We start from the raw sequence: 17,133 nt of genomic DNA on the forward strand, positions 1-17,133 counted from the left end.
TTTCATAAGGCATAGTGACAGTTTTTGCACACTTATCCGTTCTCTCGGTGTCAGTGACAGCAAACCTTAGCCTCTCCTGGATCGTCTCTCAATCAGGAGTCCTTGAAGGGGGGGATTCGAAAAAGGAACGGGTCTCCCGTGGGACGGGGCGGGGAGGGGAGGATGATGGGAAATCTTTTGTTGGCCCGTTCTAAATAATCTAGTCTTTGCAGGTAGTTGTCGCCTCCTCTCCTGCCCCGGCAAGCTTGACAAACCATCGTGTTTTCTGTATAGCATGGCTTGCTTAACACCAACCTCTGAGGGGGATAAATGATCCTGCTTGCCAACATCCTCTTGGCCCTTGCGAAGATAGTCGAGTTGGCCAGTGGTCTGCTGACGATCTACAAGTACATCCTCATCGCCAGCGTCATCATCTCCTGGATCAATGCCGATCCCTACAATCCCATCGTCAGCTTCATCTACCGCGTCACCGAACCGCCGCTTCGGCGCATCCGCCGCTACATGCCCAACACCGGGATGCTCGATCTCTCGCCGCTGGTCCTCTTCGCCCTCATCTACCTGGTGCAGATCATCGTCTTCGACACCGCCTACACCTATCTGATGATCTTCAGCAACCAGCTCAAAGGAGGGGGCGCCCTGTGAAAATAACCCCGATGGACATCCAGCAACAGCAGTTCAAGGGCAAGATGCTCGGAGGGCTCGATCCCGAGGATGTGGATGCCTTCCTGCAGATGGTTGCCGGCGAGATGGAGGAACTCATCAGGGAGAACAACGACCTGAAGGAGCGCCTGAACCGTAACGCCACCGCCATGGCCGAGATGGAGGCCCGTGAGGCGCAGCTGCGCGAGACCATGCTGGCGGCGCAGCGCATCACCGAGGAGATGAAGGCCAACGCCCAGAAAGAGGCGCACCTCATGATCTCGGAGGCGGAGTTGAAAGGGGAGCGCATCGTCGCGGACGCCGAGAACAAGCTGGTGCAGCTTAACAACCAGATCCAGGATCTCAAGCGGGACAAGCTCCAGTTCGAAAGCGGCTTCAAGAACCTCCTGGACACCTACTACAAGTTGCTCGCCCTGGATAAATAAATGAGCGAAGAGGATGTACGGGTAACGCAGACGCCGGAGGGGCTCCTCTTCACGGTGCACGTGCAGCCGCGCGCCTCGCGCAGCGAGATCTGCGGTCCGAAGGAGGGGGAGCTGCGGGTCAGGCTCACCTCGCCGCCGGTGGACGACGCGGCCAACAAGCAGTGCGTGGAACTGATCGCCAAAAGCCTCGGCGTCGCCAAGTCCAAGGTGAGCATCAAGTCCGGGGCCAAGTCCCGGCACAAGGTAGTGAGGGTGGAGGGGGTGGAGCGGGATGAGCTTCTCCCCCTATTCAAAATAAACAAGGAGCATCCATGAAGGCGAAAGACATTATGGTAACGGACGTGCCGTCCATCACCACCAAGACCACGGTGGCAGAGGCGGTCCGGATCATGAAGAGCAACTTCGGCGACGAAAGTTTTCTAAACGCTGCGCCGGGCCTGATCGTGGTCAACGAAAGAGGAGGGCTGGCGGGGATCCTGACGCCGCTCAGCATCATCACGGCCATCATGGACGGCGCGCCGGAGGGCAAATCCGACCCCGGCTTCTTCGGCTCCCTGTGCGACCGCATCAAGGATCTTCCCATCTCCGCCATCATGGAGCACCAGCCCATCTCGGTAACCCAGGACGCCAGCGTGAGCGACGTGGCCCGTCTCTTCCTCACCCACCGCTTCCAGAGGGTGCCGGTCGTTGACGGCAAGAAGGTGGTCGGCATCATCTACCGCTCGCGCCTGCTCTTCGCCATTTCCCAGAGCCTCCAGCTTGCCCCTTGACAAAGATGGTGGCGGGTCCTTATATTAATCCTGCGCTTAGCCGTCTTTTCGCCGGTGCCACAGTTTATTAGGAGGTAGTAGAAAAATGCCACTTTACGAGTATCAATGCAAAAGCTGCAATAATACCTTTGAGTTGCGTCAGAAGTTCTCCGACGCGCCCGCTTCCGAGTGCCCCCAGTGCGGCGGCCCGGTCGAGAAGCTGATCTCCCAGTCCGGCTTTTCGCTGAAAGGTGGAGGGTGGTACGGAGACGGTTACGGCAGCTCCAAGGCGGCACCTTCATGCCCCTCCGGCGGTAGCTGCGCCGGCTGCCCCTCGGCCTCCTGATCGAAACCCACCAGCCCCCCGTTCGCGGGGGCTTTTTTTGTCCCGGTTTTCCGGCAAAATCCTTTACAAAAAACCTCTCTTTACTTATTATCGACAGCTTAAAACCTGACGCCGGTGGGGGCTGCGCGCCCGCACCGCGCCTGCATATTCCAGTGAAAAGAGGGGTGCACGTTAATGGCGAAAATCATCGACGGGAAGGCCATCGCGGCGAAGATCCGCGCAGAAATCAGCGCAGAGGCGGCTCGGCTCAAGGAGCGGGGGGTCGTCCCCGGTCTCGCCGTGGTACTGGTGGGGGAGGACCCGGCCAGCAAGGTCTACGTCTCCATGAAGGAGAAGGCATGCGCAGATGTGGGGATCTTCTCCGACGAGTACAAGCTGCCGGTCGAGACGACTGAAGACGAGCTTCTGGCCCTGATCGGGAAGCTGAACGCGGACCCCAAGATCCACGGCATCCTGGTGCAGCTGCCGCTCCCCAAGCAGATCAACACCGAGCGCGTCCTCGAGGCGATCTCGCCGGATAAGGACGCCGACGGCTTCCACCCCTACAACGTCGGGCGCCTGGTGATCGGCAAGCCGCTCTTCCAGCCCTGCACCCCCTACGGCGTCATGGTGATGCTCAAGGAGGCGGGGGTCGAGCTTTCCGGCAAGGAAGTGGTCGTGGTCGGCCGCTCCAACATCGTGGGCAAACCGGTCGCGTTCATGTGTCTGCAGCAAAACGCCACGGTGACCCTGTGCCACTCGAAGACCCGCGACCTGGCCGGCAAGGTGGGACAGGCCGACGTGGTCATCGCGGCGGTGGGGGTGCCCGAGATGATCAAGGGCTCCTGGATCAAGGAGGGGGCTGTGGTCATCGACGTCGGCGTGAACCGCGTGGGCGAGAAGAAGCTGGTGGGTGACGTGGAGTACGCGGCCGCCAGCGAGCGCGCCTCTGCCATCACCCCGGTGCCGGGGGGCGTCGGTCCCATGACCATCACCATGCTGTTGCAGAACACGCTGGAGTCGGCAAAAAGGGGGCTGTAGGGTTCCCGGTCCCGCAGCGTTCAGGGGGGGGGCGCCTTGCCCCACCCCCACCTCCCGCTGTCAGCGCCCTCACCCGGCCTTCGGCCACCCTCTCCCGGGGGGAGAGGGGAGGCAACCAGCAGGTATTCAATTGTGATCAAGGAGAATCGCTATGCGCGTTAAGAAGGCGGTCTTTCCGGTTGCGGGCCTGGGCACCAGGTTCCTGCCGGCCACGAAGTCCACTCCCAAGGAGATGCTGCCGCTCATCGACAAGCCGCTGGTGCAGTACGTGGTGGAGGAGGCGGTCGCCTCGGGGATCGAGCAGATCCTCTTCGTCACCGGGCGCGGCAAGAGGGCGATCGAGGATCACTTCGACATCTCCTTCGAGCTCGAGACGCTCCTCTACGAGAAGGGGAAGGACCATGAGCTGCAGCAGGTGCGCGAGATCGCGGAGATGGCCAACATCTTCTTCGTGAGGCAGAAGGAGGCGTTGGGCCTTGGCCACGCCATCCTCTGCGCCAAGGACTTCGTCGGTGACGAGCCTTTCGCGGTGCTTCTGGGCGACGACATCATCGACGCCAAGGAGCCCTGCCTCGGCCAGCTCCTGGAGACCTACGAGACCTACCGTTCCCCGGTGCTCGCCCTGGAGCAGGTCCCCATCGAGAGCATTTCCTCCTATGGCTGCGTCAAGGCGAATCACCTGGCCAAGCGCGCTTTCGAGGTGCTGGACCTGGTGGAGAAACCGCCGGTCGCGGAGGCTCCCTCGGACCTGGCCATCATCGGCCGCTACATCCTTACTCCCGGCATCTTCCCGATCCTTGAGAATCAGGAGCCGGGCAAGGGGGGGGAGATCCAGCTGACGGATGCCATCAAGACGCTCTCGCGCCAGGAGCCGATCTACGGCTGCCGCTTCGACGGCGTGCGCCACGACTGCGGCGACAAACTGGGCTTTTTGAAGGCGACGGTGGATATGGCGCTCAAGCGCGATGAGTTCAACGGGGATTTCGAGGCGTTTTTGAGGCAGCGGCTGGGCTGCTAGTTCCAACCGTTTTCTTCAGGCGGCGGCTTGGCTGTCAGCGGAGACGGCCGCTGCCGCTGCCGTAGTGGAAGAAGGCGATAAGCTTGAAGTTTTCTCCGCTGTACCCCTTGGGGAAGGAGCCGATCGGCCCCAGGGCGTTCAGGGTGCGCAGCACCTCGTCGTCGAGGATCTTGCTCCCCGAGCTGTCCAGCATGTCGACCCGGACTATCTCGCCCTTGCGGTTGAAGGTGATGCGGACCGGCGTGGTCCCCTCGATGCCGCGCAGAAGCGCCGCCTGAGGGTAGTGCCAGACGCCGTAGATCGCCGTCTCCAGGCGGCGCAGGAAGGAACCGAAGAGGATGTCGTCGGTGTTGAGGAAGCGGGTGTCCCCCTCCTCAACCTCGCTGCGGTACTTCTCCCGGTAGCTTTCCTCCAGACGCGCCATCCTGGTCGCGCTGGGAAAGAGCTTGGCGCGGTCGGGAAGCGGGGCCGTCTTGGGCTTGAAGATCCCCTGCCCCGGGAGCGCCGGCTCCTGGGATGGGGGGGGCGTCTGGGGAGAGACCGGCTGTCTCGGCGCCGGCACCGGGCGGCTCGACTGCGGCAGCGGTCTCGTATTCGGCAGCATCCGGTCCACCTCGTCCCGCCCCTTCGGCGCCATCTCCTTGACAACACGCTGCCGCTTTTCCGAGTACCGCTTGATCTCGGGCCTGGGCTCCTCTTTTTCCAGGGGCTTGGGCTGGGGCTGAGGCGTCAGGTCCGGCAGGTCGGTGAGGTCCACCATGGTGGGCTCAGGTGCCGTTTTGGGTTGTCCCGGGGGGATAATCATGATAACTAGATATACCGCTACATGGACCAGTAGTGACAGCGCCAGCAGGTAGAGGAAGTTTTTTTCGATATATCTGTCGGACATGTATCTCCACCCGCTGTGCCGGGTGTGTAGTGGTCTTCGCCCAGGCGGATTGTTCGCCGGTACGCTCGCGAATGGTAGAAGATCGTCCGGCAAAAAGCAAGGGGTTTGGGGGGACGCCAGGCGGCTTGTCGCTGCTAACTCCCCTAGACCCTTTCGTAAACATCCGCTCCTTGACCTAGGTCAACTTTTTTCCCCACATCTCCTAGTAACTTGAAGGCATCAAAACATCCGAGGTCGCCATGCTCGTAGTGGTATGTGTTAAGCAAGTCCCCGACACAACGCAGGTACAGATCGATCCCGTCACCAACACCCTGATCCGCGAGGGCGTCCCCTTCATCGTAAACCCCTACGACACCCATGCCGTCGAGGAGGCGCTGCGCTTCAAGGACCGCTTCGGCTGCCGCGTGGCGGCCATCTCCATGGGTCCCCCCAACGCCGAGGCGACGCTTAGAAAGGCGCTGGCCCAGGGGGTGGACCGTGCCGTCCTCCTCTCCGACCGGACCTTCGGCGGCGCCGATACCCTTGCCACCAGCAAGGTGCTCGCCGCGGCGATCGAGAAGCTCGCCCGGGAAGAGGAGGTTGGGGTGGTGATCTGCGGCAAGCAGACCATCGACGGCGACACGGCGCAGGTGGGGCCCGGCATCGCCACCCGTCTTAACTTCTCCCAGCTCACCCTGGTGGACCGGGTCGACGAACTCGACCTCACCGGCAAGAAGATCCGGGTGAGCCGTAAGCTGGAAGGGCGCCACGAGCACGTGGAGGCGCCGCTGCCGGTGCTCCTCACCGTGGTGCGCGAGTTGAACCGCCCGCGCTACCCGACCGTCGCCATGCGTCTCGAGTCGGCGGACGCCCAGGTCGAGGTCTGGGACAACAAGGTGCTGCAGCTCGACGTGAACGGCATCGGCCTCAAGGGCTCCCCCACCTGGGTGAGCCGCATCTTCTCCCCCGAGCGGGCCAAGGGTGAGATGCTGGGGGACGGCGTGCACGATCCGGAAGGGGCGGCGCAGCTGCTGATCGACAAGATGCTGGAGAAGGACCTCCTGGCTCTCTAATCCAAATTACCAAAGGAAATGCAATGACCGATGTTGTGAAACCGCCCAAGAAACCGCGCGGCAAGGCAAGGCTTTTGGAAAACAAGTGCATCGCCTGCGGGGCCCGCTGCCAGAGCGCCTGCCCGGTCGACGCCATCCAGATGAACGACGCGGGTGAGCCGATCGTCGACGCCTCGCGCTGTATCGGCTGCGTAAAGTGCGTCAAGGTCTGCCCGGTGCAGGCGCTGGAGATGGCCTTCACCCCGGAGGAGCTGCGCATCCTGCAGGAACTGGCCGCAGCCTCCGGCGGCGTGGAGCCCACCGAGGAAGACGCCGAGGAGGCCGCGCTCAGGAAGAAGCTCGCCGCCTATTCCGGCGTGTGGGTCTTCGTGGAGCAGACCGAGGGCGAGGCCGCCAAGGTCTCGTGGGAACTGCTGGGGAAAGGAAAGGAGCTGGCGCAGGCGAGGAAGGCTCCGCTGTGCGCCGTGGTGATGGGGGAGGGGGTGGAGAAGCTCTGCGACCAGGCCTTCGGCTACGGCGCCGAGAAGGTCTACCTCATGGACGCGCCGGTATTGCGCCACTACCGCACCGAGGCGTACCAGAAGAGCCTGTGCGCCCTGGTCGAGAAGTACAAGCCGGAGGTGATCCTTATGGGCGCCACCGGTCTCGGGCGCGACCTGGCCGGCGTGGTCGCGACCGTGATGGCCACCGGGCTCACCGCGGACTGCACCGGGCTCTCCATCGATGACAAGGGGAACCTGATGCAGACCCGCCCCGCGTTCGGCGGCAACATCATGGCCACCATCGTCTGTGACAAGTTCCGTCCCCAGATGTCCACGGTGCGCCCGCACGTGATGCCCATGCCGGAGTTCGACCCGCAGGCCAAAGGCGAGATCGTCCGGGAGACGGTGCCGGTGGCCGAGGACCAGGTCCTGGTCAAGGTGCTGGACATCCTGATGGACGGCGGCGGCTCCAAGGTCGACATCGCCGGCGCCGAGTTCATCATCTCGGGGGGGCGCGGCATGATGGCCAAGGAGAACTTCTCCATGCTCGAGGACCTGGCCGAGGTACTGGGCGGGGTGGTGGGCGCGTCGAGGAGCGCCGTCGACGCCGGGTGGATGCCTCCGGACCGCCAGGTGGGGCAGACCGGGAAGACGGTGCGCCCCAAGGTGTACATCGCCTGCGGCATTTCCGGCGCCATTCAGCACCTGGTCGGCATGCAGGACTCCGACGTGGTGATCGCCATCAACCGCGATCCCGAGGCGCCCATCTTCGAGGTGGCGAGCTACGGCCTCGTCGGCGACCTGTTCAAGATCATCCCGGCGCTGACCAGCAAGCTCAGGGCGCTCAAGGCCGCCCGCTCCAAGGCGTGATCAACACACAGATCCAGTTGCGCGGCAGCGCCGCACTCCATAACGAGGTACCCCTATGATGCCGCAAACCGCTATCTTCACGATGCTCCTGGTCGCATCGCTCCTCTTCTTCTGCTGGAGCGTGTACCGCCGCTTCTCGCTGGTCTGTTTCGGCCAGCCGGAAGAGAGGCTGGACCAGCCGGCACGCCGTCTCTCCGAGATGTTCCTGTACGCCTTCGGCCAGTTGCGCGTGCTGAGAAAGCCTTTCGGCCTGAACCACTTCGTGATCTTCTGGTCCTTCATGATCCTGGCGCTCGCGAACGGCGAGTTCCTGGTCAACGGGGTCTTCCCGTCGGTGAGCCTCGCCCTGCTGCCGGAAGGGGTGCACCGGGTGCTGCTCTTCGCCTTCGACGTGGTGTCGCTGCTCACCCTGGTCGCCATCTCCTTCTCCTTCATAAGGCGCCTGGTGGTGAAGCCCCCCTACCTGGACAGCCTCTACGTCAAGGGGAAAAGCCCCGAGGCGTTCCTGATCCTCTCCTTCATCGCGCTTTTGATGCTGGCCTACTTCGGCCTGCACGGCTCGCTGATCGCCCTAAGTCTGGAGAACGATCCTTCGGCCATGCCGGTGTCGGCCCTGGTCGCCTCCTGGCTCGCGCCGCACGCGTCCCTGCTCCCCAAGGTGCAGGTCATATCCTGGTGGCTGCACGCCTTCGTCCTCTTCGCCTTCATCTGCTTCCTGCCGCACTCGAAGCATATGCACATCCTCACCGCCATCCCCAACTGCTACCTGGGGGCCCTCACCTGGCCGGCAACCCAGCCGCGCGAGAAGTTCGAGAAGGGGGCGGTCTACGGGGTGGGGACGGTGGAGCGTTTCACCTGGAAGGACCTCTTCGACTCCTTCTCCTGCACCGAGTGCGGCCGTTGCCAGGCCGCCTGTCCGGCCACCACCACCGGCAAGCCGTTGAACCCGCGCCAGATCGTGCACGCCATCAAGACCAATCTCCTGGAGAACAGTCACGCGCTCAGGGAGGGGAGAAGCGGTACGCTCCCCTTGATCGGGGACGAAGGGGAAGGGACCAACACCGAGGAAGCCATCTGGTCCTGCACCACCTGCGGCGCCTGCATGGAGGCCTGTCCGGTGCTGATCGAGCAGATGCCCAAGATCATCAAGATGCGGCGCCACCTGGTGGAGACAGAGTCGAGGTTCCCCGAGGAACTCTTGAACCTGTTCGAGAACATGGAGCAGCGCTCCAACCCCTGGGGCATCGCCCCAGGCGAGCGCGCGAAGTGGGTATCCACCCTTCCAGTCAAGCCGTTCGTCGCCGGCGAGACCGAGTACCTCCTCTACGTTGGGTGCGCCGGTTCCTTCGACTCCCGCGCCAAGCAGGTTACCGTTGCGCTCGCCACCGTCTTGAACGCGGCCGGGGTGTCGTGGGGCATTCTCGGCAAGGACGAGAAGTGCTGCGGCGATTCGCTGAGGAGGCTCGGCAACGAGTACCTCTTCGAGAAGATGGCCCTGGAGAATGTGGAAACCTTCCGCGAGCGCGGCGTCACCAAGGTGATCACCCTCTGCCCGCACTGTCTCACCACCTTGAAGAACGATTATCGCCAGTACGGTCTCGAACTCGAGGTGGTACACCAGAGCGAACTGATCGCGGAGTTGATCGCCGGGGGGCGCATCGCCCTTGACAAGAAGGACGACAGTTTCGGCCGTATCGCCTACCATGACCCGTGCTACCTCGGGCGCCACAACGACATCTTCGATGCCCCGCGCGCCCTGGTCCAGGCATCGACCGGCAGCACTGCGGTAGAGGCCGAACGCCACGGCAGGAACTCGTTTTGCTGCGGCGCCGGCGGCGGCCGCATGTGGATGGAGGAGTTCACCGGCGAGAGGGTGAACCACGCCCGCGTGGACGAACTCCTGGCCCAGAAGCCGGACACCATATGCGTCGCCTGCCCGTACTGCATGACCATGGTCGAGGATGGCTTGAAGGACAAGGGGGCCGGCCAGGTCCGGGTGAAGGACGTGGTCGAGGTGCTCGCCGAGGGGCTTTTGAGAAAGAACGCGTAGACCGGTAGATTCCCCTCTCCCTCTGGGAGAGGGTGGCCATAGGCCGGGTGAGGGCGGCGGCTGGGGGGGGCCTTCGTTGCGACGCCCTCACCCCAACCCTCTCCCGGGGGGAGAGGGGGCGAACACCATACCTGTAGGGGTGAATTATCATTCGCCCTATCCAGACGCCCTCACCGTAACCCCCTCCCGGGGGGAGAGGGGGCGAACATCATATTTGTAGGGGCGAATAATCATTCGCCCTATCCTGACGCCCTCACCGTAACCCCCTCCCGAGGGGAGAGGGAGGATGGACAGAATCCCGCAGCGGCCGACGAAAGCCTAGGAATTGGGCCGTGGGCGGAGGCACTGCACTCTTTGTAAGCAAGGAAAGGATCTTCCCCTGTCCCATTTCACCCGCATCGCCGCGAACCTCTTCCCCTTCCGGGGCGCGCTCCTCTTTTTTTTACTCATCCTACCGTTAAACGCCCAGGGGGCGCGCACCGTCACCGTAGCCGCCGTGGGCGACATCATGATGGGAAGCGACTTCCCGACCCCCAAGCTGCCACCACGCGACGGCCGGGATCTCTTCGCCGCGGTCGCCCCCTACCTGCGCCGCGCCGACATCGCCCTGGGGAACCTGGAGGGGCCGCTTTGCAGCGAGGAAACCCCGGCAAAAGAGCCGCTTGCCGGGCGACGTTACCTGTTCCGCACGCCGCCTTCCTACGCGAAGAACCTCAAGGAAGCCGGTTTCTCTATCCTTTCCCTGGCCAACAACCACGCCCGCGACTTCGGCGGGGCAGGGCTTGAATCGACCCGGAAGGCGCTCTCCGGGGCCGGGGTGCAGTTCTCCAGCAAGAAAGGGGAGATCGCCCGCTTCGACCTGCACGGGGTCCGCGTCGCCGTGATCGCGCTCGCCTACGGCCCGCCGCCGCGCTCCATCGTCTTTCCGGCACAGCCCCTGCAGGAGATCGAACGGGCGGCGAGCGAGTACGACGTGGTGATCCTCTCCATCCATGCCGGTGCCGAGGGGAGGGGGGCGCTGCACGTGGCCCCCGGCGAGGAGCGTTTCCTGGAGGAATCGCGCGGAGACCTGGTGCGCTTCGCACATGACGCCATCGCGCGGGGCGCCGACCTGGTGCTCGCCCACGGGCCGCACGTGCCGCGCGCCCTTGAGTTGTACCGGGGGAGACTCATCGCCTACAGCCTCGGGAACTTCGCCACCTACGGCGGCGTGAGCGTCGTAGGCGAGAGCGGACTGGCCCCGCTTCTGACCGTGGAGCTTGCCGCAGACGGCTCCTTCATCGGAGGGAACATCGATTCGTTCCGGCAGTTCCGTTACACGGGTCCCCAGCCCGACCCCAAGCGCCGCGCCCTGCGCCTGATGCGCAGACTTTCGGCCGAGGACTTCCCTGACTCGCCGCTGGTCTTCGGTGACGGGGGACGGATCGGGGTAAAACAACCGGTGCGGCCGTAAAGTTTTCAGCAGATCATCATCGTCCCTCTCCCCCCGGGAGAGGGGAGGGTGAGGGGGCTGCAGATCGTCCTGTCTTTCGTGGCGTCGCCTCACCCGCCCTGCGGGCACCCTCGCCAGGACGGAGAGGGGGAGGACGGCCGCCTTGCATAACATCGAGGAGATGCCATGTTCCTGATCGTGCAAAACGACCCGCTCTGCCCTGCCGGCGGATTGCTGCCTCTGCTGGATAGCTCCGGGCACCCCTACCGGTCCCTGGCGGCCTTTGCGGCGGAGCCTTTTCCCGACCCGGAGAGCCTCACCGGCATCGTGGTGCTCGGCGGGGAGATGGGGGTGCATGACACGGCCGGGCACCCGCACCTCGTACGCGTTCTGGATTTCATCGATGCCGCCCTGAAGGCCGGGACTCCCCTTCTGGGCATCTGCCTGGGGGGGCAGCTCCTCTCCCACGCGGCCGGCGGGGTGGTGAGCTCCCCTTCTCCTCATCGTGAAATGGGGATCTGCGGGGTCGACCTGAACGCCACGGGGAGCGGCGACCCGCTCTTCGCCGGGGTGCCCACCCCCTTCGTCACCTTCCAGCTCCATAACGACAGCTTCACCGTCCCACCCGGAGGCACGCTCCTCGCCAGTTCCGCCGCCTGTCCGGCCCAGGCCTTCAGGCTCCCGGGATGCGTCTACGGGGTCCAGTTCCACCCCGAGGTGGACCGCCCCATCGTCGACCAATGGGACGGCCTGTTCACCCCGCGGGCCGACTATCTCTCCGGCTTCATCGCCGCTGAAGCCGAATTCAACGCCGCCTCCCACGCCATCCTGGCCAACTTCATCTCCCTCGCCGCGACAGCCCGTCTTTCTTGAAATCCCAACCTTATATTGTAAAGTTCTAACGTTTGCCTTCCGGGCATCACGAGACCGCGCCCCCACCGGGGGCGCCGCCGGTCAATTCCCCCTCCGGAATGCGACGAAGGAGGTGCCGTGAAGCTTTCGTGGCCGGGAAAAAGCTCCCTCAAGTCCAGACTGGTCAAACTTCTCCTCGGCTGTGACACGCTGCTGCTTCTCTGTCTCACCCTCAGTTTCGTCTGCTACCACTCCCTCGCCTTGCCTCCCGCAGCCGGACAGTCGCGGCTGCTCCTTTTCACCTCTTTGCAGCTCACCCTGTCTCTGCTCGGAGTGATGGGGCTCGCCGCGCTCCTCTCCCAGCGTATCGATTGGACCATCTCGGAACCTATCCGGGACCTGAGCAGGAAAATGGAGATCGTCTCCAGAAGCCAGGACTACCGCGTCAGGGTGGAACGTACCGGCGAGGACGAACTTGCCGTCCTGTTCGCCTGCTTCAACAACATGCTCGCCGAGATATCGGTCCGGGACGAGCGGCTCGCCCTGCACTCCGAGGAGCTGGAACTGGAGGTGGCGGAACGGACCCTTGAATTGTCGGAGGTGAACCGGCAGCTCGAGGCGAGCCTCGAGAGCGTGCGGGAAGCGATGCAGAGCGCGCAGTCCGCAAACCGCGCCAAGTCCGACTTCCTGGCGCAGATGAGCCACGAGATCAGGACCCCTATGTACGGCGTCCTCGGCATGACCGAGCTCCTGCTGGGGACCGACCTGACCAAGGAGCAGGCCCGTTACGTGGACACGGTGCGGCGCTCCGGCGAGGCGCTCCTTTCCATCATCAACAACATCCTTGATTTCTCCAAGATCGAGGCCGGACACATGGAGCTGGAACAGATCCCCTTCGACCTGCACCAGTTGGCCTCCGACGCGATCGCCATCTGCGCCGAGGACGCGGCCAGAAAAGGGCTGGAGCTCACCCTGGAACTGGAGCCGGGGCTGCCGCGCATGTTCCTGGGAGACCCGGGGAGGCTGCGCCAGGTAGTGGTGAACCTTTTGGGCAACGCAGTGAAATTCACCATGAAGGGGTCGGTGCGCCTCTCGTTGACGGTTGCCGCCCCCCCGGCCCTGGTGCGGTTCAGCGTCGAGGACACCGGCATCGGTATCGCCCCCGACGCGCAGCAGCGCATCTTCAACCAGTTCACCCAGGGTGACGAGTCCATGACCCGAAAGTACGGCGGCACCGGGCTCGGGCTGGCCATCGCCCGGCAGCTCACCGAACTGATGGGGGGAGCCCTGGAACTGGAGAGCGAGCCGGGTCGCGGTTCCCGCTTCAGCTTCACGGCAGTGCTGCAACCGCACGAGGAACTCCCACGCCCTGAGCGCTGCTGTACGGCCCTGCGCGGAAAGAGGGTGCTGCTGGCCACCGACGACGAGCGGACCCGGGGCGGGATCGAGGGGGAGCTCTCTTCGTGGGGAGTGGATCTGGAATGCGTGGGTGACGCACCAGAGGCCTTTTGCCGCATAGTGACCGCTCCCTTCGACCTCGCGCTGCTGGACCACCACCTGGCCGGCACGGACGGGATTGAACTGGCCGCCACCATCCGCACCGCGCCGGCCGGACGCTCGGTGCGCATCATGCTGCTCACGGAGCGTGAAGAGGAGTCGGGCGACCCCAGGCTGACCGAAACCGATGCGACCTCGTTCCCCAGGTGCCAGCTTGGGCAGGAGGGGCTCTATCATGCTCTGGTGGCGGCTCTGGGGATGGACGACGAGGAACGGCTGGCCACCGGGTGCTGCGGCGGGCCTCCTCCGCGGCCGCGCCAGGTGCTCCTCGTGGAAGACAACGTGGTGAACCAGGAGGTGGGAAGGGGGATGCTGGAGAGCCTGGGATGCCGGGTCAAGGTGGTGGAGGACGGCGCCGCTGCAGTGAGTGAGGTGCAGCGCAGCAGCTACGACATCGTCTTCATGGACTGCCAGATGCCGGTGCTGGACGGCCTCGAGGCGACCCGGCGGATCAGGGCCTGGGAGCAGGGGAGCGACAACCGTGTCCCCATCATTGCGCTCACCGCCTACGCCATGCCGGGAGACCGTGTGGCGTGTCTGGAGGCGGGGGCGGATGACTACCTTTCCAAGCCCTTCACCTGCGACGAGATCGCCAAGGCGATGGACCGGCAGCTGCAGGGGGCGGTGACGGTTCTCGCCGAGGGGGAAGGGGGTTCCCCGAAGCCGTTGGAGGTGATCTCCCACGACAAGATGAGCGGCGCACTGGAGATGATTCGCACGCTCCCAGGGAACCGTGGTGTGGAGATCCTGCGCAAGGTGGTGGAGCTGTACCTGTCCAGCACGCCAGCTCTTCTGCAGACCATGCGCGAGGCCGAGTCGGGAGGGGACGCCGAGAAGCTCAAGGCGGCGGCGCACAGCTTCAAGTCCAGCAGCGCAAACCTCGGCGCACTGCGTCTGGCCGGGGTCTGCATGGAACTTGAGAGTCTCGGCCGTGCCGGCTCCACGGAAGGAGCCTTGCCGTTGTTGCACCAGGTCGAGGAGGAGTACCGGCTGGTGCGCGACGCGTTGAGGGGAGGGCCGCTATGCTGACCAGGAAGAGCAAGCGCGTGACGCCGCTGGTCATGGTGGTGGACGACGACCAGGCCGTGCGGATGCTGGCCCGGGAGACCCTGGAAAATTCCGGGTTCTCGGTGCGCGACGCGGAGACCGGCGAGCAGGCACTCGATGATTTCGTCGCCCATGCTCCCGACCTCGTGCTCCTGGATGTGATGCTGCCGGGGGTGGACGGGTTCACCGTCTGCAGCGCCATCCGGCGCACCGAAGGGGGGCGCGACACCCCCGTGTTGATGATGACGGGGCTGGACGACCTGGAATCCATCGACTGCGCCTACGATGTCGGCGCCACCGACTTCATCACCAAGCCCATCAACTGGCACATCCTGGGGTACCGGGTGAGCTACATGCTGCGGGCCAGCAGCGCATTGGAGCAGCTCAGGGAGAGCCGGGCGGGGCTCGCCCACGCCCAGAGCCTCGCCCACATAGGCTCCTGGGAATGGGACCTCACCACCGGCGAGATCCGCTGCTCGGAAGAGGTGTACAGCATCTGCTGCATCGACCCCAGCCACCGCGACGGCAACCCCATCCTCGACCCGGTGCACCACCAGGATCGCGCCTTCGTGCAGGGCTCCATAGACGACGCCATCGCCAAACGCGCCCCCTTGAGCTTCGATTACCGCATCACCCTGGACGGGGGGGAGCGGACCCTGCACGCCGAGCTGGTGACCGTGCTGGACGAGGAGGGGGAGGCCGTCTGCCTGACCGGCACCATCCAGGACATCACCGAGCGCAAGCGGGCCGAGGAGCAGATCCGCCTCCTTGCCTACTACGACGCCCTGACCGGGCTCCCCAACCGCCGTTTCTTCCAGCAGCAGCTGGAGCAGGCGCTCGTGTTCGCCAACCGTAACGACCGGATGCTGGCCGTGCTGTTCCTCGACCTGGACCGCTTCAAACTGGTCAACGACACCCTGGGGCACGGCGTGGGGGACCGGCTGCTGCAGGACGTGGCCGACCGCCTGCTGCGCTGCGTTCGCAGAAGCGACTGCCTGGCGCGCGCCGAGGACGACTGCCCACCGTCGCTGGTGTCGCGCCTTGGCGGGGACGAGTTCACCATCATGCTCTCGGACATCGAGCACTTTCAGGACGTGGCCAAGGTGGCCCGGCGCATCCTGGACGCGGTGTCGGTTCCCTATTCGCTGGAGGGGCAGGAGGTCTTCGTCTCCACCAGCATCGGCATCAGCCTCTACCCCTTCGATGCGACCACGGCCAGCGACCTGATCAGAAACGCGGACGGCGCCATGTATCAGGCCAAGGAGCAGGGGAGAAACGGCTACCAGATCTATGACGAATCGATGAACGCGAAGGCGCTGGAACGGATCATTCTGGAGAGCCAGTTGCACAAGGCGCTCAAGGATGAGGAATTCGAGGTGTACTACCAGCCCCAGGTCAGCTGCCGGACCGGGGAGGTGGTGGGGATAGAGGCGCTGGTGCGCTGGAACAGTAAGGAGCTTGGCGTGGTCGAGCCGGGACGGTTCCTTCCCCTGGCCGAGGAGATCGGGCTGGTGATCCAGATCGACCAATGGGTGATGCGGGAGGCGTGCCGTCAGCACAAGCTCTGGATCGACCAGGGGCTGCCGCCGGTCACCATCGCCGTCAACATCTCCGGCCAGCAGTTTCTGAAGAACGAGCTGCTGGACACGGTAACCGCGGTGCTCGAGCGAAGCGGTCTGGAGCCGGGGCTGCTGGAGCTGGAACTCACCGAAGGGGTGCTTATGGCGCACACCGAGCGGACCGTCAAGACTCTCGAGGCGCTCAAGGGGATGGGGGTGCGCCTGGCCATCGACGATTTCGGCACCGGTTTTTCTTCCCTTTCCTATCTGAAACGCTTCCCGCTCGACGTGCTGAAGATTGACCGGACCTTCATCAACGACATCACCAGCGATCCCGATGACGCGGCCATCACCCTCGCCACCATAGAGATGGCGCACACCCTGAAGCTGCAGGTGATCGCGGAAGGTGTGGAGACCCAGGCGCAGCTTGAATTTCTCACCAGGAACCGTTGCGACATGTACCAGGGCTATCTTTTCAGCAAGCCGATGCGCCCCGAGGAGTACCCCCGCCTGTTCCTTTCCCACCATGCCGACCACGCTGCCCCTGATCACGCCACGCCTGATCCCGTCACCACCTGATCCCGTCCCGCCACCGCCTCATTCCGCCATCGCCTCATTCCGCCATCGCCGTATCCACCACCTCATCGCTGCCGCCTGCCTCCCTGCTACCCGTTCCCTGCTTAAAAATTCATCACCCCTGCTGCGAGAAGCGACCGCGACAACCCGTCGTTTACGCCGCAGTGGCTAAAAATGGTGATTATTCAATGACTTGGCTAAGAGTTGGGTGGCTGGCACACCCTGTGCTAATGGATGGTCACACGGCACGAAGGAGTGTCGCAGAAGGCTTTCCCGCCCGTTTAGGCAATGGTGCACAGGTCGTGGTGGAGGGGCATCATTATTGGGAAAGGGGGACTGTTTTCAAGGCTGGACAAGCTGTTTATTCGACGTTGAACAAAAGGCAAGGGCATCGAAGCCTTCAGGGGCCTGAAAAGAGGGTAACACCTGGAACCCGATGGATGCTGTGTCTGCAAGCCGTGACCCGGCCTGCTGAATGTTCTGCAAGACCTGTGATGCACGCAGTGTGCAAACGACCAATCCACCGCCATTAACTAACAAAGGAGGCAA

The 17,133-nt window shown here is 64.0% G+C and carries 15 protein-coding genes; 14 read left to right on the top strand and 1 reads right to left on the bottom strand.

What is annotated here, in order from left to right:
• The first annotated feature begins 309 nt into the window (after positions 1-309).
• The 7 genes from KP001_RS02485 to galU all read left to right on the top strand — a co-directional run bounded on the left by KP001_RS02485 (position 310) and on the right by galU (position 4,218).
• A complete protein-coding gene (locus KP001_RS02485) occupies positions 310-642 on the top strand; it encodes a YggT family protein (RefSeq protein WP_217288017.1) in 333 nt (110 codons plus the stop codon).
• Complete coding sequence (locus KP001_RS02490) at positions 639-1,085, top strand: DivIVA domain-containing protein (protein WP_217288018.1); 447 nt, start codon at positions 639-641, stop codon at positions 1,083-1,085. The genes KP001_RS02485 and KP001_RS02490 overlap by 4 nt, the downstream gene beginning before the upstream one ends.
• Positions 1,086-1,400, top strand: a complete 315-nt coding sequence (locus tag KP001_RS02495; RefSeq protein ID WP_217288019.1) for a DUF167 domain-containing protein — start codon at positions 1,086-1,088, stop codon at positions 1,398-1,400.
• The gene (locus KP001_RS02500) at positions 1,397-1,855 is read left to right on the top strand and encodes a CBS domain-containing protein (protein ID WP_217288020.1); all 459 of its coding nucleotides are present in this window, start codon (positions 1,397-1,399) and stop codon (positions 1,853-1,855) included. Before KP001_RS02495 ends, KP001_RS02500 begins: the two co-directional genes overlap by 4 nt.
• 85 nt (positions 1,856-1,940) lie before the next feature.
• On the top strand, positions 1,941-2,180 hold the full coding sequence (locus KP001_RS02505; RefSeq protein WP_216798892.1) for an FmdB family zinc ribbon protein: 240 nt from the start codon (positions 1,941-1,943) through the stop codon (positions 2,178-2,180).
• Positions 2,181-2,354: 174 nt separating this feature from the next.
• Entirely contained in the window at positions 2,355-3,200 is an 846-nt protein-coding gene (gene folD, locus KP001_RS02510) for a bifunctional methylenetetrahydrofolate dehydrogenase/methenyltetrahydrofolate cyclohydrolase FolD (protein WP_217288021.1), read from the top strand.
• Between the two features lie 151 nt (positions 3,201-3,351).
• Positions 3,352-4,218: a UTP--glucose-1-phosphate uridylyltransferase GalU gene (galU, locus tag KP001_RS02515; RefSeq protein WP_217288022.1), complete on the top strand. Its 867-nt coding sequence runs from the start codon at positions 3,352-3,354 to the stop codon at positions 4,216-4,218.
• Between the two features lie 34 nt (positions 4,219-4,252).
• On the opposite strand, the gene KP001_RS02520 is transcribed toward galU, so the two are convergent.
• On the bottom strand, positions 4,253-5,107 hold the full coding sequence (locus KP001_RS02520) for an energy transducer TonB (protein ID WP_217288023.1): 855 nt from the start codon (positions 5,105-5,107) through the stop codon (positions 4,253-4,255).
• A 239-nt stretch (positions 5,108-5,346) separates the two neighbouring features.
• Here KP001_RS02520 and KP001_RS02525 point away from each other — a divergent pair, with 239 nt between their 5' ends.
• From KP001_RS02525 to KP001_RS02555, 7 genes are all read left to right on the top strand, one after another.
• Entirely contained in the window at positions 5,347-6,159 is an 813-nt protein-coding gene (locus KP001_RS02525; protein ID WP_217288024.1) for an electron transfer flavoprotein subunit beta/FixA family protein, read from the top strand.
• A 23-nt stretch (positions 6,160-6,182) separates the two neighbouring features.
• Complete coding sequence (locus KP001_RS02530; protein WP_217288025.1) at positions 6,183-7,511, top strand: electron transfer flavoprotein subunit alpha; 1,329 nt, start codon at positions 6,183-6,185, stop codon at positions 7,509-7,511.
• 55 nt (positions 7,512-7,566) lie between these two features.
• On the top strand, positions 7,567-9,561 hold the full coding sequence (locus KP001_RS02535) for a (Fe-S)-binding protein (RefSeq protein ID WP_217288026.1): 1,995 nt from the start codon (positions 7,567-7,569) through the stop codon (positions 9,559-9,561).
• Between the two features lie 496 nt (positions 9,562-10,057).
• Positions 10,058-11,014 carry a CapA family protein gene (locus tag KP001_RS02540; RefSeq protein ID WP_239027870.1) on the top strand — a complete coding sequence of 319 codons (957 nt, stop codon included), beginning with the start codon at positions 10,058-10,060 and terminating at the stop codon, positions 11,012-11,014.
• Positions 11,015-11,179: 165 nt separating this feature from the next.
• A complete protein-coding gene (locus KP001_RS02545; RefSeq protein WP_217288027.1) occupies positions 11,180-11,866 on the top strand; it encodes a type 1 glutamine amidotransferase in 687 nt (228 codons plus the stop codon).
• 117 nt (positions 11,867-11,983) lie between these two features.
• Complete coding sequence (locus tag KP001_RS02550) at positions 11,984-14,431, top strand: response regulator (RefSeq protein WP_217288028.1); 2,448 nt, start codon at positions 11,984-11,986, stop codon at positions 14,429-14,431.
• A complete protein-coding gene (locus KP001_RS02555) occupies positions 14,425-16,587 on the top strand; it encodes a putative bifunctional diguanylate cyclase/phosphodiesterase (protein ID WP_217288029.1) in 2,163 nt (720 codons plus the stop codon). Before KP001_RS02550 ends, KP001_RS02555 begins: the two co-directional genes overlap by 7 nt.
• The last annotated feature ends 546 nt before the right edge of the window (positions 16,588-17,133 follow it).

The organism is Geomonas subterranea (assembly GCF_019063845.1).
GTDB classification, from domain to species: Bacteria; Desulfobacterota; Desulfuromonadia; order Geobacterales; family Geobacteraceae; genus Geomonas; species Geomonas subterranea.

Coding starts and splice junctions, on each gene's coding strand:
- KP001_RS02485 (WP_217288017.1), top strand. CDS start 310: ATGATCCTGCTTGCCAACATCCTCTTGGCCCTTGCGAAGATAGTCGAG.
- KP001_RS02495 (WP_217288019.1), top strand. CDS start 1,086: ATGAGCGAAGAGGATGTACGGGTAACGCAGACGCCGGAGGGGCTCCTC.
- KP001_RS02500 (WP_217288020.1), top strand. CDS start 1,397: ATGAAGGCGAAAGACATTATGGTAACGGACGTGCCGTCCATCACCACC.
- KP001_RS02505 (WP_216798892.1), top strand. CDS start 1,941: ATGCCACTTTACGAGTATCAATGCAAAAGCTGCAATAATACCTTTGAG.
- folD (WP_217288021.1), top strand. CDS start 2,355: ATGGCGAAAATCATCGACGGGAAGGCCATCGCGGCGAAGATCCGCGCA.
- galU (WP_217288022.1), top strand. CDS start 3,352: ATGCGCGTTAAGAAGGCGGTCTTTCCGGTTGCGGGCCTGGGCACCAGG.
- KP001_RS02520 (WP_217288023.1), bottom strand. CDS start 5,107: ATGTCCGACAGATATATCGAAAAAAACTTCCTCTACCTGCTGGCGCTG.
- KP001_RS02525 (WP_217288024.1), top strand. CDS start 5,347: ATGCTCGTAGTGGTATGTGTTAAGCAAGTCCCCGACACAACGCAGGTA.
- KP001_RS02530 (WP_217288025.1), top strand. CDS start 6,183: ATGACCGATGTTGTGAAACCGCCCAAGAAACCGCGCGGCAAGGCAAGG.
- KP001_RS02535 (WP_217288026.1), top strand. CDS start 7,567: ATGATGCCGCAAACCGCTATCTTCACGATGCTCCTGGTCGCATCGCTC.
- KP001_RS02545 (WP_217288027.1), top strand. CDS start 11,180: ATGTTCCTGATCGTGCAAAACGACCCGCTCTGCCCTGCCGGCGGATTG.
- KP001_RS02555 (WP_217288029.1), top strand. CDS start 14,425: ATGCTGACCAGGAAGAGCAAGCGCGTGACGCCGCTGGTCATGGTGGTG.